This is a genomic window from Microbacterium sp., from assembly GCF_035556355.1.
Taxonomy (GTDB): Bacteria; Actinomycetota; Actinomycetes; order Actinomycetales; family Microbacteriaceae; genus Microbacterium.
Genome location: NZ_DATMFG010000044.1, coordinates 1 through 14644 on the forward strand (window position 1 = coordinate 1; position 14644 = coordinate 14644).

The 14644-nt window shown below is 70.0% G+C and carries 12 protein-coding genes; 8 read left to right on the forward strand and 4 right to left on the reverse strand.

Features of this window, described 5'->3' with window-relative positions:
- The first annotated feature begins 376 nt into the window (after positions 1–376).
- On the forward strand, positions 377–2140 hold the full coding sequence (locus VNR19_RS12345) for a class I SAM-dependent methyltransferase (protein WP_325727180.1): 1764 nt from the start codon (positions 377–379) through the stop codon (positions 2138–2140).
- A gap of 56 nt (positions 2141–2196) precedes the next feature.
- Here VNR19_RS12345 and VNR19_RS12350 read toward each other — a convergent pair whose 3' ends face one another.
- Positions 2197–3393, reverse strand: coding sequence for a glycosyltransferase family 4 protein (locus tag VNR19_RS12350; protein ID WP_325727182.1), 1197 nt, complete (start codon positions 3391–3393; stop codon positions 2197–2199).
- 108 nt (positions 3394–3501) lie between these two features.
- Between VNR19_RS12350 and VNR19_RS12355 the strand changes: the two genes are divergently transcribed.
- The 5 genes from VNR19_RS12355 (at position 3502) to VNR19_RS12375 (ending at position 8441) form a co-directional block, all read left to right on the forward strand.
- Positions 3502–4512 carry a glycosyltransferase family 4 protein gene (locus tag VNR19_RS12355; protein WP_325727184.1) on the forward strand — a complete coding sequence of 337 codons (1011 nt, stop codon included), beginning with the start codon at positions 3502–3504 and terminating at the stop codon, positions 4510–4512.
- 64 nt (positions 4513–4576) lie between these two features.
- Positions 4577–5791 carry an ABC transporter ATP-binding protein gene (locus VNR19_RS12360; RefSeq protein WP_325032278.1) on the forward strand — a complete coding sequence of 405 codons (1215 nt, stop codon included), beginning with the start codon at positions 4577–4579 and terminating at the stop codon, positions 5789–5791.
- Between the two features lies 1 nt (position 5792).
- Complete coding sequence (locus VNR19_RS12365; RefSeq protein ID WP_325727186.1) at positions 5793–6623, forward strand: ABC transporter permease; 831 nt, start codon at positions 5793–5795, stop codon at positions 6621–6623.
- A 1-nt stretch (position 6624) separates the two neighbouring features.
- Positions 6625–7464, forward strand: a complete 840-nt coding sequence (locus VNR19_RS12370) for a hypothetical protein (RefSeq protein ID WP_325727187.1) — start codon at positions 6625–6627, stop codon at positions 7462–7464.
- On the forward strand, positions 7461–8441 hold the full coding sequence (locus VNR19_RS12375; protein ID WP_325727188.1) for a glycosyltransferase family 2 protein: 981 nt from the start codon (positions 7461–7463) through the stop codon (positions 8439–8441). Before VNR19_RS12370 ends, VNR19_RS12375 begins: the two co-directional genes overlap by 4 nt.
- Positions 8442–8453: 12 nt before the next feature.
- On the opposite strand, the gene VNR19_RS12380 is transcribed toward VNR19_RS12375, so the two are convergent.
- The gene (locus VNR19_RS12380) at positions 8454–9680 is read right to left on the reverse strand and encodes a glycosyltransferase family 4 protein (RefSeq protein WP_325727190.1); all 1227 of its coding nucleotides are present in this window, start codon (positions 9678–9680) and stop codon (positions 8454–8456) included.
- Positions 9681–9821: 141 nt separating this feature from the next.
- Here VNR19_RS12380 and VNR19_RS12385 point away from each other — a divergent pair, with 141 nt between their 5' ends.
- Both VNR19_RS12385 and VNR19_RS12390 read left to right on the forward strand, forming a co-directional pair.
- Positions 9822–11093 carry an O-antigen ligase family protein gene (locus VNR19_RS12385; protein ID WP_325727192.1) on the forward strand — a complete coding sequence of 424 codons (1272 nt, stop codon included), beginning with the start codon at positions 9822–9824 and terminating at the stop codon, positions 11091–11093.
- A complete protein-coding gene (locus tag VNR19_RS12390) occupies positions 11090–12259 on the forward strand; it encodes a glycosyltransferase family 4 protein (protein WP_325727194.1) in 1170 nt (389 codons plus the stop codon). The genes VNR19_RS12385 and VNR19_RS12390 overlap by 4 nt, the downstream gene beginning before the upstream one ends.
- On the opposite strand, the gene VNR19_RS12395 is transcribed toward VNR19_RS12390, so the two are convergent.
- Together VNR19_RS12395 and VNR19_RS12400 are read right to left on the reverse strand one after the other, a co-directional pair.
- Complete coding sequence (locus VNR19_RS12395; protein ID WP_325727196.1) at positions 12250–12873, reverse strand: arsenate-mycothiol transferase ArsC; 624 nt, start codon at positions 12871–12873, stop codon at positions 12250–12252. The two genes, VNR19_RS12390 and VNR19_RS12395, sit on opposite strands and share 10 nt — an antisense overlap.
- Positions 12870–14588: a tyrosine-protein kinase domain-containing protein gene (locus VNR19_RS12400; RefSeq protein ID WP_325727198.1), complete on the reverse strand. Its 1719-nt coding sequence runs from the start codon at positions 14586–14588 to the stop codon at positions 12870–12872. The genes VNR19_RS12395 and VNR19_RS12400 overlap by 4 nt, the downstream gene beginning before the upstream one ends.
- Positions 14589–14644: the final 56 nt, after the last annotated feature.

Consider the following 14644-nt stretch of genomic DNA (forward strand, 5'->3'; position numbering starts at 1 on the left):
CTCGACGCCCTCGCCGCCGCACGCCGCGTCGGCGAACCCAACACCGAGGAGGTGATCGAACCCGACCTCCGGGCCCTCACAGCCTGACCACGACACGAAGGATCACACGATCACCGATACACCACGTCCCAGGACTTGACCTCCGCGACAGCGACGTCGCGCCAGACATGCTGCCCGTGCATGCCCCTGCCTTCGCGCTGCACGAACGAACCCGATCGCCTCACCGCGCTCCCTCCCAGCGGCCAAGGTGCGTACTCTCGACCCAGACTCGGCTCTGCGCACGCCGAGCCTACCCAATACGCCTCGCCGCAGTCGCACACCCGGTGACGAGACATCACGGTGCGCACACACCGGTAGGTAACATTCAGGGAAGCACTTGGCGAATTCCGCCGATGTCGGGGGCCGATCGTTGAACTCACCAGAGCATGATCACTTCGACAGCGCCGGGCGCTACGGCACAGGTGCCAACCGCGAGCTGGTCTGGCCCGGGATCGAGTCCGACTTCATCGAGGCCGTCAACCAGGCGGACACCTGGAAAACACTCCTCGGTGCGATTCGCGCGAAGCAGGTCTCGTGGCCGTGGCGGCTGACAGAAACGAAGGATGCGGCGCTCGCAGCACTCCCTCCGGTCCATCAGGGAGCGAAGGCCCTTGTTATCGGTGGCAATTGGATCGAGCTCGCTCCCGCCCTCAGCTACTTGGGCGCCGACGTGATTCGCGCCGATTACATCGCCGCGCGAGTGAAATTCCTTCGGCTCATGGGTGGTCAGGCGCGCGAGGTCGTACGCCTCTCGCTCGAGGAAGACTTGCCATGGCAAGACGGAAGCTTCGCAACGATCTTCGTCGATCTCGTTGACCTCGACCGGGCCGGGTTGCAGCGTGCGGATCTGAATATGCTGCTACGTGAGGTGCGCCGGGTTCTTGCACCCGACGGCATCGCGATCGTCGCAACCGAAAACCCGCTGCAATCCCGCTGGTGGTCGTGGCGCGAGGGCCGCACGCGATTGCGCGCGTGCATCGGTCTGGTCAGGGAAGTCGGATTGGCGCGCGTGACTCGCCCATGGCAGATAGTCGCTCAACCAGTCGGACTAGAGGTGGTCCGAGCTCTGGAGCCGCATCCGAGTCTCGATGATTGGGAACTCCTCCTCCCACCTTCGCCGCCATTCAGTCGCGGTAGACGCGGCGCATCCGTTGCCCGCGCCGGTCGAGTGCACGAACTTGCCGAACGCGTCGGCGCCGGCATCCTGGTTGCACATCACCACATCCTGATCTGCCGACCATCACACCAGACGCCTGAGAGGTCAAACGCAGCCCGCGGCGCCATTGCGGCGCCGCGTTCCATCGTGAGGGCCTGCAGCGATTCGCGCGCAGCAATCGAAACGGGCGACGAATTCTTGAAAGTCCCCCTTTCCGATCGGCAGGAAGCAGAGGTGCTCGACGAAGTCGGCCGCACCATCGAGGCGGCGTCAGGTCCGTGGGGCAAAGTCGCGACGCCGTGGGCCCGCGCGGAGGTCCGATCCGGAGTAACCATCGCGGTCTATCCCCGCCTCAGAGCCTCGGCAGTTCCGCTCGCGACGTACGAGGACCGGCTGACGGATGTGCTTCGTGGCCTCCCTCGCGATGTCGCCAAGCTGCACGACACAGAACTCCTCCGTCGGATCATCTCTCCACCTGTGCCTGAGAACCTCTCCGCCGGTCCGCTGCGCCAGCTCCGGGTCGAAGCCCTCTCGTTCCAGACTCGGGTGGTTCCAGTCGGCCCATCGCACGGCGACCTTGACCGGGCGAACGTGCTCGCACTCGAAGATGGTGGAATTCGCATAGTAGATTGGCAGCGCAGCCAGCCCGAAAACCCTTTGTTCATCGACGCGCTGTCAGCAGCTGTGGACGTGGAGCGTTTGCGTACCGGAGGTGCCCGCGCGGAGGCTTTTGCGGCGTGGACCGATGGTGGCTTGAACGGTCCTTTAGCGGACCTTGCCTACTCGCTTCTCGGAGACCTAACGAGGCGAGAGGCGTGCGCGTTGTTGCTCCTGCATGAAGTCACCTCATACAGCTTCGCCTGGGACGAAAGTGAGCCGATCGAGCCGGACATTCTCAAGGCAGCGGAGCTCCTCGTCGATGGGTCGATCAACTCCATACCGTGACGCGTCCGCCGACCTCGCCGGCGACGTGAGGCGGTCGCGGGGCGAGGGTTCAGGTCCTACTGGTCGGACCCCCGGACCGACGTCTGACCGTCACCGATCCCAAGGCACCCGACTGCGGGCGGGGTAGCGGCGACCTCGTCGTAGACGGCGAGATAGCCGTCGACAACGTGGTCCCATGTGAACTCCTCGACGCGAGCCCTCCCCGCGGCCGCGATCCGCTCGGCCTCATCGCGCTCACGCACCGCGCGCTCGAGCGCTGCCGCGAGCGCGCGCTCGTCGAACGGGTCGGCCAGCCATCCGTCGACTCCGTCGTGGACGAGTTCCGCCGGACCGGCGTGCGATGTCGCGATGACCGGCACCCCGCCACGCCAGCCCTCGAGCACGACGATCCCGAACGCCTCGGTGCGGCTCGGCACGACGAGGGCGAGCGACCCGGCCACCGTCGGCCCGACGCTCTCGCGGCCGAGCCGGCCGGGGAGATGCACCCGATCGGCGACCCCTCGCTTCGCGGCGAGCGACAGCAGCGCGTCGCGCTCGGGACCGTCGCCCCCGATCACGAGGTGCACGTCCTCCGGCAGGTCGGCTGCCGCGAACGCCCGCACGAGCAGGTCGAACCCCTTCGTGCCGACCAGCCGCCCCAGCGCGACGAAGTACCGCGCGGGAAGGGGCGGAGCACCCGCACTCTCCTCGTCGAGATCGACGCCGTTCATCACGATCGCGGCGCGCCCCGGCTCGAGCCCGAACCGCTCCTCCAGATCCCGCGCCGTGAACGCCGAGACCGCGGTGACGGCGGCGGCACGACGGATGCCGCGCCGCAGCGCCCACCGCATGAGGGCCGACCCGCCGAAGACGTCATCGGCGTCGCCGAACGTCTCGCCATGGCTCGTGATGACCAACGGCAGCCGCGAGAAGCGCGCGACCTCGGTCGCCCACGCGCCGTTCGGACCGAAGCAGTGCACGTGGATCACCGCCGGCCGATCCGCGCGGAGGGCGCGTCGCCAGCGGAGCGCCGCGCGCGGCGCGCGCCATGCGAAGGACAGCGCCGCGCGCAGCGAGCGGGCGGGCATCGGGGTGGGCAGCACGCGGATGGGGATGCCGTCGAGGTCGGCCGGCACATCGTCGCCGCGGTCGACCGTCCAGATCGCGACGTCGACCCCGCGGGCGCGCAGCTGCTCGGCGACGTGCCTCACGTGCTCCTCGACCCCGCCGACGCGGGGCAGGAACGAACTCGTGACGAGTGCGATCTCCGCCATGCGTCTTCCCTCGCTACGCTCTCAAGGACGCGCGGTCACCGCGCGGAAGCCCGACGGAGGTCCTGCACCATTCGCATCACATTCGCCACGATAGCCGTCGGCGCGCCCATGGGTCAGCAGGTGTACGAGGAAGAGATCGTCGCCCGCGCCGCCGCGGCCGCCGGAGAGGGCACGGTCGTACGCCGCGAGATCGCCCGATCGCTGCGCTCGGAGCTGCCCGGCACCGTGCGGCTTCCGAACTGGATCACCGGCCGTGCCCCTTCCGGCGTGCGGTCAGCAGTCGGGGCGATGCTCTACCGCGGCGCCGACGTGGTCCACCGGATGGGGCTCGGCATGCCGCCCGCGCGCGTGCCCGAGGTGATCACGATCCACGACACGGTCGCGTGGCGGTTCGACGACGAATCGCCGCCTGAGCCGTTCGCCGCGCACGAGCTCCGCCGCGCCGCGGCGGTCATCGCTCCATCGCAGTACGCCGCCGACGACGCCGCCGAGTTCCTCGGGCTCGAGCACGTGCACGCGATCTACAACGGCGTCGACCCCGTGTTCCTCGACGCCGAGCCGCTCAGCCCCGAGTCGCGCGCGGGGCTCGGCATCGCAGGAGCCTACGTGCTGCACGCCGGAGGCGCGTCGCGGCGCAAGAACCTCGAGGCGCTCGCCGACGCGTGGGAGGTCGTCTCGGCCGCACGACCGGACCTGACGCTCGTCCTCTCCGGCCCGCCGCACCCGCGGCGCACCGCGCTGTTCTCGAAGCTGCCGCGCACGCGGCTCGTGGGGCGCGTACCGGCCGCGCTCGTGCCGGGACTGTTCGCCGGCGCGACGGCGGTCGTCGTCCCCTCGCTCTACGAGGGTTTCGGGCTTCCCGCGCTGGAGGGCCTGGCGGCCGGCGCACCCGTCGTCGCCGCGCGGACGAGCGCGCTGCCGGAGGTCGTGGGCGACGCCGGCGTGCTCGTGGAGCCGACGGGCGCGGATGTCGCCGAGGGGATCCTGTTCGCGGCATCCGGCGACTCCGCCGTCTCGACGATGGCGGCGCGCGGACGCGAGCGTGCGCGGGAGTTCACGTGGGAGCGCAGCGCTCGCGAGCACGCCGCCGTGTGGCGCCGAGTCTTCAGCGGATCCTGAGGGTCTTCGACGGATCCTGAGGCGCGGACGGCCGTCGCCGTGTGACCAGGTAGATTCTTCTCTCGTGACGGTTCTTGGGGAGGCCGCGATCTCGGTCGCGGGGTTGGGGAAGACGTATCGCCTCGGGGCGCTCGGCGAACGTCCGTCGACGGCGGCGGCGGCCGCGATCCAGTGGCTGCGCTCGACGGGCAAGGCGAAGTACACGCTGTTCGACGCGCTCGACGACGTGACCTTCGACGTGCCGCAGGGCGAGGCCCTCGGCATCGTGGGTCGCAACGGCGCGGGCAAGTCCACGCTGCTGAAGCTGCTGACGCGCGTGACCGCGCCGACGCGCGGCCGCATCGAGCTGCGCGGGCGCGTCGGGTCGCTCCTCGAAGTGGGCACCGGCTTCCACCCCGAGCTCACCGGCCGCGAGAACATCTTCCTCAACGGCGCGATCCTCGGCATGACGCGCAAGGAGATCCTGCGCCGCTACGACGAGATCGTCGAGTTCTCGGGCATCGAGAAGTTCCTCGCGACACCCGTCAAGCGCTACTCGTCGGGCATGTACGTGCGACTCGCGTTCTCGGTCGCGGCGCACCTCGACACCGAGATCCTCGCGATCGACGAAGTGCTCGCGGTCGGCGACGCGGAGTTCCAGCGCCGGTCGATCGCGAAGATGCGCGAAGCCGCGCGCGGCGGCCGCACGGTGCTCTACGTCAGCCACCAGCTGCAGACGGTGCAGGCGCTGTGCACGTCGGCGATGCTGCTCGACCGCGGCAAGCTCGTCTACTCGGGAACAGTCGACGGCACGCTCCAGGCGTATCGCGACAGCTTCGAGAGCTTCGCGCTCGCGCAGTCCGACCCGAAGAACCGGCCCGGAAACGGCATGGTGCGCCTGTCGCGCGTGTCGATGGAAGACGAGTTCATCAAGTCCGGCGACGACATCGCCGTCGAGTTCGAGTTGCCCCCGTCGAAGAAGCTCATCGGCACGTACTTCGTCTCGATGCACATCAACAACGACCAGGGCTCCGTGATCGCGCAGTGCGACTCGCGCCTGGTCGGCAAGTGGTTCGACCCCACCGAGGAGAACCGCGGCCGGCTCGTGATCCGCGATCTGTGGCTCAAGCCCGGCGTCTACACGGTCGACGCCTATGTGTGCCAGGCCGGCGTCCTCGACGCGTGGGAGGGCGCGTGGAAGTTCGAAGTGCTTCCCGACCTTCCCTACCCGGAGTTCGCCGAGTCCTCGAGCATCGAGAAGGGCCTCGTGTTCGTCGACTTCGAGTACGGGAAGGCGTGACATGGAACACCAGCCTCAGGTCACCGTCATCACGCCCCCCGGGCGTCTCAACATGCCCGACTGGCGCGAGGTGTGGCGCGCACGCGAGGTCGCGGTGCGGCTCGCGCAGCGCGACATCATCGTGCGCTACCGCCAGACGATCCTCGGCTTCACGTGGGTGCTGCTGCAGCCCCTCGTGAGTGCGGGCGTCTTCACGATCGTCTTCAGCTACATCGCCGGCCTGTCCACGGGGCCGACGCCCGCGTTCCTGTTCACGCTCGTGGGCATGCTCGCGTGGAACCTGTTCAACGGCGCGCTGGGCCGCTCCTCCAGCTCGATGGTGAGCAACCAGTCGCTCGTGCAGAAGGTGTTCTTCCCGCGTCTGCTCGTTCCGGTGTCGAGCCTCGCGTCGGTTCTGCTCGACTTCGCGGTCGGGCTCGTGCTGGCGATCGTGCTCATCTTCGTGTTCGGGATCGTCCCGGGCTGGGGCGTGCTGCTGCTCCCCGTGTGGGCACTTCTGATCGGCATCCTCGGAACCGGCTTCGGCCTCACGGCGGCCGCGTACCTCGTGAAGTACCGCGACGTCGGCTACGTCCTGCCGTGGGCCCTCCAGGTTCTGCTCTACGCGAGCCCGGTCGCCTACTCGGTCTCGGAGGTGCCGGAGGGCATCCGGTGGCTCTTCGACATCAACCCGGTCACGTGGTTCCTCGAGATCATGCGGTGGTCGCTGCTCGGCACGGCCCAGCCGCCCGTGTGGCAGATCGTCGCCCTCATCATCGCCGCGCCGCTCGTGTTCCTGCTCGGCACGATCGTCTTCCAGAAGAACGAGCGAGAGTTCGCGGACTACATCTGACATGCGCGTCTCGGCATACATCCTCGTGGGCGACCCCAACCATCTTCGGGAGAGCGTGTCTTCGTACTACGACCACGTCGACCGCATCGTCCTCTCGTATGACGAGACGCGCACGTCGTGGACGGGCACTCCGCTGCCGGTCGACGAATGCCTCGCGACGATCCGCGAGCTCGACCGCGACGGCAAGTGCGTCGACGTGCCGGGGCGCTTCGCGCGGCTGGACGAGAACCCCCTCGACAACGACACGTTCCAGCGGCAGAACGCGCTCGACGCGGCATCCGACGGCGCCGACTGGGTGATCCAGCTCGACACCGACGAGGTCATGCTCGACCCGGCCCAGTTCTTCGCGTCGCTGCGGCGGGCCGACGCCACCGGCATGTCCGCGATGGACTATCCAGCGCGATGGCTCTACGCGCAGGTCGCCCCGGGTCGCTACCTCGAAGCATCGACGCGCTTCTGGCGCCCGTCCGCATCCTTCCCCGGCCCTCTCGCCGTGCGAGCCGGAACCCGCCTGCGTCACGCTCGCCAGACCGACACGCTGCTCTACCGCGTCGACATGCGGCCGTGGAACACCGACCCGCACCACCCGAGGGACGCTCCCGTGCACGAGATGATTCCGCCGGAGCGGGCCGTGCTTCACTATTCATGGGTGCGCGATCATGAAACGATCCGGCGCAAGTTCGGCTGGTCGGGGCACGCGGCGCACTACTCGCTCCCGATCGTGTACCAACGGTGGGCATCGCGTCAACGGCACCCGCTTCGCACGGTGCTCACGAACCCGCTACGCCGTCGTGATTGGTACCGCCTCGTCTCCGTCCCCGAGAACGCGGAGCCGTCATGACCCTTTCCGTCAGCGTCGTCATCATCACGTACGCACGACCGCAGTTCGTGCGCACGTGCCTCGAGCACCTCGGGCGCCTCACGTCGAAGCCCCACGAGATCATCGTGGTCGACGCATCACCGGACGACCGCACGAAGACGCTCGTCACGGAGGATTTCCCGCAGGTGCGGCTGCTGCGCAACGACCTCGGACCGGGAACGATGCCCGAATCCCGGCAGGTCGGCTTCAACGCCGCCACCGGCGACATCGTCGCGTTCATCGACGACGACGCCTACGTCGACCCCGATTGGCTTGACCAACTGCGCGAGCCGTATGCAGACCCGGCCGTCGTCGGAGTGGGCGGCCGCGCGTCCAACGGCAGAGAAGGCGAGGAGACCGAAGGCCTCGGCGAGATCGGACGGCTGCTCCCGGACGGCCGCCTGACCGGCAACTTCGGCGCGAATCCCGACCGCGTGATCGAAGTCGACCACCTGCTGGGCGCGAACATGTCGTTCCGCCGAGCCGCGCTCGCCGCGATCGGCGGCATTCGCGGCAACTATCCGGGAACCTGCCTGTGCGAGGAGTCCGACATCTCGCTGCGGCTGAAGCGCGAAGGCGGCAAGCTCGTGTTCCAGCCGGCCGCACTCGTGCGGCATGTCGCCGCGCCCTACACGAGCGGCGGCAAGCGGTTCGACCGTCGCTACCTCTACTACGCGCGCCGCAACCACGTCGTGCTGCTCGCCCGCGTGTACGGCTGGCGGGACCCGCTGCTCCGCCGTTACGTGCGCTCGACCTTCCGCGCCCAGAACGACTACGTGTGGGCGATGCGCGATCGATTCACCGCGCGCAGATCCGACGGATCGCGTCGCCCGTTCCGGCGACGGATCACCGCGCCGATCGTGCTGACGCGCTCACTGGCCGAGTTGACGGGGCTCATGGCGGGCTTCCCGGCGGCGTGGATCGCACGGCGCCGCGATCGGGCCGCCGGAGTCGTCTGACCGGGCGGCACATCACCGGCGTCGGTGCCCGGCGCGTTCGATGACCTCGCCCCACACGTCGCCGACGACTGCGGCAGTGCGCTCGATGCCGAAGCGCTCGGCGGCATCCGCCTGCGCGAAGCGCGCGGCATCCGTCGACTCGGTCGGATGTTCGATCGTCCAGCGGATCGCGCGCGCGAGCGCCTGCGGATCGCCAGGCCGCACGAGCAGCCCCGATCGTGTGCGCCGCACGCCGTCGGCGACCGGCTCGCCGGCGCCCCGAGGGTCGAGGATCTCAGGCACTCCGCCGGCATCCGTCGCGACGACCGGCACACCCGACAGCATCGCCTCGACCACGATCTGCCCGAATGGCTCCGGCGTCGTCGACGCGTGGACGAGGAGCCCGAGCCGGTGGAGCGCCGCCGCCACATCGTCCGCCCATCCGGCCCACTCCACGCGTGGTGCGAGCACCTCCGATGCCGCGGTGCGCCGCCGAAGGGCCTCCTCTTCCTCGCGATCCTCGAACAGCGCGGCGCCCACGATCCGGAACCGCGCATCCGCCGTCCCGGCCGCGACGATCTCGGCGGCATCGAGGAACACCGCCTGCCCCTTGGTGCGGCTGACACGGCCGATCATGCCCACCGGCCCGTCGCGCTTCTCAATGACCTCGCGCCGGTACGCGGATTCCACGACCCCGGGGTACGCGACGACGGTTAAGCCGTGCCCCCAGCGGCCGAGGGTCCGCGCGGTGGCCCGTGAGTTCGCGACGATCCGGCGGGGCCCGAGCCGAGCGAGCGACCGCAGTGCCGCGGCGACGGCGGCCGGAAGGTAGTCGGAGGCGATGCGATCGTGAAGGTGCCAAACCCACGGGGTGCGCGTGCCGGGTACGCCGACGGCGAGGAGGACGGCGGCTTTGAGCGAGTTCGCGACGACCAGGTCCGGATTCTCCGTGCGGATACGCGCGCGCACAAGTCGCGCGGCGCGCACGGTGTCGCGGAGATTGCGCAACATCGTGAGCGGAGACGAGACCGTCTGCTCGCGCGTCACGCGCGCCAGTCGGCCCACCTCGAGGACGGACGCACGCACGCCGGCGTCGTTCAGCCGCTGGACCAGGTCGCCGTCCTCGAGCGTCACGACCTGAACGGCGAACCGCTTCGGGTCGAGCGCGCCGATGAGCCGGATGAGCGCGATCTCGGCGCCGCCGACGTCGCCCGTGTGCGTGACGACGAGGACGCGCGAGGGCGGCGCGGCGGTGTTCACGGCATCCCCTCCCTCTCGTGCGCTGGGGCTACCCTAGCCGTCTCCGTATCGGCGCCCGGTCGCGATCCGTAGCATGGGTTCGTGACCACGTTGCGGACTGGGGTTCTCGCGCGCGCGTTCCGGGTTCGGGATGCTGCGCGCGTGACCGCCGGCGTGGCAGTGTTGGCCCTCCTCGGACTCGCGGCGGGACTGGTGGCGACGGTCCAGACCGACTTCGCGATCCCGTTCGCCGTGATCGTGCTCCTGATCGGCGTCGCCGCGGTCGACCTGTCGCTCATCCCCGTGCTCGCGGTTCCGGCGTCGATGGTCGTGGTGCGAGTCGGCCCCATGAGCGCCGCCGACCTCGCTCTCGGCCTCTGCATGATCGTGGCCCTCCTCATGCTGCGGGGCCGCGGAGCGATCGCGCTTCAGCCGCTCGTGTGGGCGGGCGTGTGCTACCTCGCGCTGTCGGCGCCGCAGCTCCTGCTCAATCGCTATCCCGAGAACTACATCGAGTGGGGTCACGAGATCGCGCTGGTGCTCGGAAGCCTCGTGATCGGGTTCGTCGTCGGGCGCGAAGGACACGCCCGGCTCGCACTCGGCCTGTACGTCGGCATCTGCTGGGTCCTGTCGCTCGCGGCGATCGCCATGTCGCTCACCAACGGCTTCACTCCCGTCTACCTCGGTGAGCTTCACAAGAACGCGCTGGGCTCGATCCTCATGATCGGGTCCCTCATCGCCTTCGCGAACCCGCCGTGGCTGAAGTGGCGGCCCCTGCTCGGATACGTGAGCTTCGCCGTCTTCGGGGTCGGCATGCTCGCCGCGCAATCCCGCCAGGCGCTCATCGGAGCTCTTGTGGGAGTGCTCATCATCGGTCTGCGCCCTCGCTTCCACAACGGGAAGCGGTCGCGGTGGATGTGGCTCATCCTCGTCCCGGTCGGGTACTTCATCTGGGCGGCCGTCGTGGAGCAGTTGGAGTCGGGCGACCAGTTCAACTCCTCGAACCAGCGCCTGGCCTGGTACGACGACTCCATCCAGGTGTGGCTCCAGTCGCCGCTGTTCGGGGTGGGCCACCGGTGGTGGGTGACCGGACACGCCGACTACTCCGGATTCCAGCCGCCGAATGTGCTCCTCGAGGTGATGACGACGGTCGGGCTCCTCGGCCTCGTTGGGTTCCTCGCGATGTTCGGTGCTGTGATCTGGATCCTCGCGCGCATGAACCCCGTCTACGGCACGCTCGCCCTCGCGGTGGTCGTCGGCCGGTTCGCGCAGGCGCAGTTCGACATCTACTGGGTCGCCGGGCACGCCTCGATCCTGTGGATGATCGCGGGCATCTGCGTCGGCGTGGAGGCGCGCGACAAGGCGAACGGCGTGGTCCGGACGCCCGCGCCCATCCAGACCGTGTTCCGGCGCACGCGGGGCGTGCGCATATGACGCCGTCGATCGTCCACGCGATCACGCCAGGCGATCACTACTCTCCGCGCACGGGGTCGGCGATCCCGACGGTCGTCGACGGGCTGGCGTCGGCCGCGGCATCCGACCCGTCGTCGACGTGGCATCACGCCGTCCTCGTCGACGCCTCCACCTATCGTCCCCGCTACCCGAGCGCCGAGATCATCGAGTACGACGGCGCCGCCCCTCCTGGCCTTGCCGCGCGTGCGGTCGACGCGGCCGCCGGCCGTCTCGGGCTTCCGCGGCGCGGAGCGGCACGGGCGTGGGGCCCGCTCGCGGCGGCGCTCGCCGACCGCCCGGCATCCGTCGTCATCGGCCACAACGCCCTCGTGCTTCCCCGGCTGCTGCGCGACACCCCGCACCGCGTCGTGCTCTACGCCCACAACGACCTGCTGCGAACCGTCACCCGCCGGGAGGCCGACCGCACGCTGGGCGACGTCGCGGCGATCGTCTGCGTGAGCTCGGACCTCGCCGCGCACACGGCCGAGCAGCTCCCCGCCTCGCTCGCGTCGCGCGTGCACGTCGTCGACAACGGCGTCGACCCCGCGCGCTTCTCACCCTCCCCGCAAGCCGGCGACGTCGACCCCGCGCGGCCGCTGCGCGTGATGTTCGCCGGTCGCGTGTTCGCCGACAAGGGGCCGGACGTCCTCGTGCGCGCGGCCGCACTCCTGCCGGCGGACCGCTTCGAGTTCACGATCGTCGGAAGCATCGGCTTCGACCGGAACGCCCCTCTGTCGTCGTACGAGCGGTCGCTGCGCACGCTCGCGGACGAGTCCGGCCGCCGCATCCGCTTCGAGCCGTTCGTCGACCGCGATGCGCTCCCGCGGCTGTTGCGCGAGGCGGATGCCTTCGTCGTGCCCTCCCGCTGGCGCGAGCCCAGCGGGCTCACCCTCGGCGAGGCGATGGCGACGGGACTGCCCGTGATCGCGAGTCGCGTCGGCGGAATCCCGGAGGTCGTCGGGGACGCCGGGATGCTCGTGGAACCTGACGACGCGAACGCCCTCGCGGCGGAGCTCCTGCGGCTCGCCGACGACCCGTCGCATCGCGCGGCGCTCGGGCGCGCGGCGCGGGCGCGGGCCGAGGAGCGCGACTGGTCGAGGTCGTGGCGGATGCTGCGCGCCGTGGTCGACCCGCTGCTTCAGGCCTGATCCGCCCGCCGCGGCGACAGGCCGTCGAGGATCCTCGTGAGGTGCGTCGTCAGCTCGTCGACCATCGCCGTCCAGGCGGACTCGGGCATGCCGAGCGGGTCGGCGACATCGTCGTCGGGGTCCTCGCCGAGCAGCGACCGACGGTCGCGATCCGCCGCCACGGCGTCGAGCCACGAGCCGACGATCGCGCGCGGCGGCCGACGCTGGTCGGCGAGCCATCGCGAGAACTGCTTGATCGTGAAGACACGCGGCCACAGGTCGGGGTTCGCGGCGACGATCTCACGCGCCTGGTCGCGCGCCGCCGTGAGGATCACGTCGAACCCGTCGAGGTCGAGGAGGTCGAGCTCGCGGCTGCGGTGACCGTCGAACGAGTACCCCAGGGCGGCGCCCAGGCGACGCCCCGTCTCGGGCATCGGCATGCCGCCGGACAGCAGGCCGCCCGAATGGAATCGGATCGGACGGCCATCGGCCAGGCGGTCGGCGATCGCCTCGGCGTACGGCGAGCGGCACTGATTGGCGTGGCACACGAACAGGACCTCGGTCTGGCCCTGCACCCGGTCCGGAGACCGGACCGGGGCCGAGTGGCTGCCCCCGTAGGGCATGCTCGAAGTCATTCGGTGTCAGTCTCCAGCTCTCGCTCGGGATCGGGGTTCGGTCCGCCGCGCGAGGACGATGTCACCGGGACGGCGCCGTTCGGCCGGCGTCGGGAGAGCGGAGGGCGATCCGCCGCCTCTCCGGCGTCGATCTCGAAGTCGTCCACCTCGGTGTCGATCGGAAGCGACTGGGGCGTGAGCCGGGGCGTGGCCGGACGCGTGTCGGTGGGCCGCATGTAGTAGGCCGAGTACGTCTTCGGCAGCTTCTTGCGACCGCGGTTCCCGACCACGCCCAGCACCTCGACGCCGTTCGCCCGGAGGCCCGAGACGGTGTCGGCGAGCAGGACGCGATCGGTGCGGCGAACGGACGCCATGATCACCGCGCCGTCGGTGTGCGCCGCCAGCAACGAGGCGTCGGCGAGGCCCATCGCCGGGGGCGAGTCGATGATGACGATGTCGGCGAGGGCGCGGAGCTTCTCGACGAGCACCGGATACCCCTCCCCCGCCAGCAGGTCGGCGGGGTCGGGCGGCTCGGCGCCCGACGGCAGGAGGCGCAGACGCCGGTAGCCGGTGAAGTTCAAGAGCGACTCGATCGCCTCTTCAGTGATGTGCTTGCCGTCGGCGTGACGCGCGAGCAGCTCGGACACGCCCTCGCCGTCGGCCGCCTCGCCGTAGTAGCGCGCGAGGTCGGGCCGGCGCAGATCGCCGCCGACCAGGATGACCTGCTTGCCGGCGCGCGCCCACGCGAGGGCGAGGTTCGCGGTCACGAACGACTTGCCGTCGCCGGGCTCGACGCTCGTCACCACGATGACGGCGTTGCGCGGCGGGAGGAGCACCTGAAGGGTCGACCGCACGGATCGGAGCCCCTCGCTGAGGTCGGTGCGATGGCTGCCGGCGACCGGAAGCGGCGGGTTCATCTTCTTGACGGCCGGATCCCACCGCAGTTCGCCGAGCGACGTCGCTCCGCTGATCTCCTCGATCTCGTCGGCGCCGCGCAGGCGGTTGTCGAACTGGTCGCGGATCAGCGCCGCGCCGATGCCGACGATGAGCCCCGACAGCAGCGCGAGCGCGATCACGAGCGCCGGGTCGGGCACGGTCGCGGTGCCGAGCGGCGCGTCGTCGAGCACGGTGGTCGCCGGACCGCTCGTCGCCATCGCGTCGAGCTGCGCCTGAAGGGTGCTCATCTGCCCGAGCGCAGTGGCGAGGTTCGTCGTCGCGATCGCGTTGGCGGGGTTGCGGCGAACCTCTTCCTGCAGCGCAGCCGCCTGCTGGACGGCGGCCGCGTGGCGCTCGCGCAGCGTCGCCTCGGCGGCGACCATCTGCTCGTCGACGTACGTGCGGTACGCCTCGATCACCGCGTCCGTTCTATCGCGCGCCGACTCCGGCGACGGACCGGTCCCGGTGATGAAGAGGCGTCCGGTGCGCGAGGTCTCGTCGAGCTCGACGTCGATCTGGTCGCTCAACGATCCTCGCGGCTCGTTGAGCAGCTCGGTCGCCTTATCGAGGATCACCGGGGCTGTGATGGTCTCGGGGTCGAGGTCGATCGCGACTCCGCCGATCTCTCCCGAGAGCGAGGCCTCGGTCACCACGGGGTTGAGCCGGACGGTGCCGGTCGTCTCGTAGGTGACATCGCGCACGGCGAGATAGGCACCAGCGCTCACGACGGCGATGACCGTGACGAGGACGATGATCCACGCTCGCTGCCACAGAACATCGAGCACTTGTCGAAGCGTCACATTCAACCCCTGATCGGTCTCCGCGGTCCTTGCCCAGCCGACGAACCGCTGATCCC

What these genes read in the sequence shown, in the direction of transcription:
- VNR19_RS12375 (WP_325727188.1), top strand. Translation starts at nt 7,461, where the DNA reads ATGACCCTTTCCGTCAGCGTCGTCATCATCACGTACGCACGACCGCAG.
- VNR19_RS12395 (WP_325727196.1), bottom strand. Translation starts at nt 12,873, where the DNA reads ATGACTTCGAGCATGCCCTACGGGGGCAGCCACTCGGCCCCGGTCCGG.
- VNR19_RS12355 (WP_325727184.1), top strand. Translation starts at nt 3,502, where the DNA reads ATGGGTCAGCAGGTGTACGAGGAAGAGATCGTCGCCCGCGCCGCCGCG.
- VNR19_RS12350 (WP_325727182.1), bottom strand. Translation starts at nt 3,393, where the DNA reads ATGGCGGAGATCGCACTCGTCACGAGTTCGTTCCTGCCCCGCGTCGGC.
- VNR19_RS12365 (WP_325727186.1), top strand. Translation starts at nt 5,793, where the DNA reads ATGGAACACCAGCCTCAGGTCACCGTCATCACGCCCCCCGGGCGTCTC.
- VNR19_RS12390 (WP_325727194.1), top strand. Translation starts at nt 11,090, where the DNA reads ATGACGCCGTCGATCGTCCACGCGATCACGCCAGGCGATCACTACTCT.
- VNR19_RS12370 (WP_325727187.1), top strand. Translation starts at nt 6,625, where the DNA reads ATGCGCGTCTCGGCATACATCCTCGTGGGCGACCCCAACCATCTTCGG.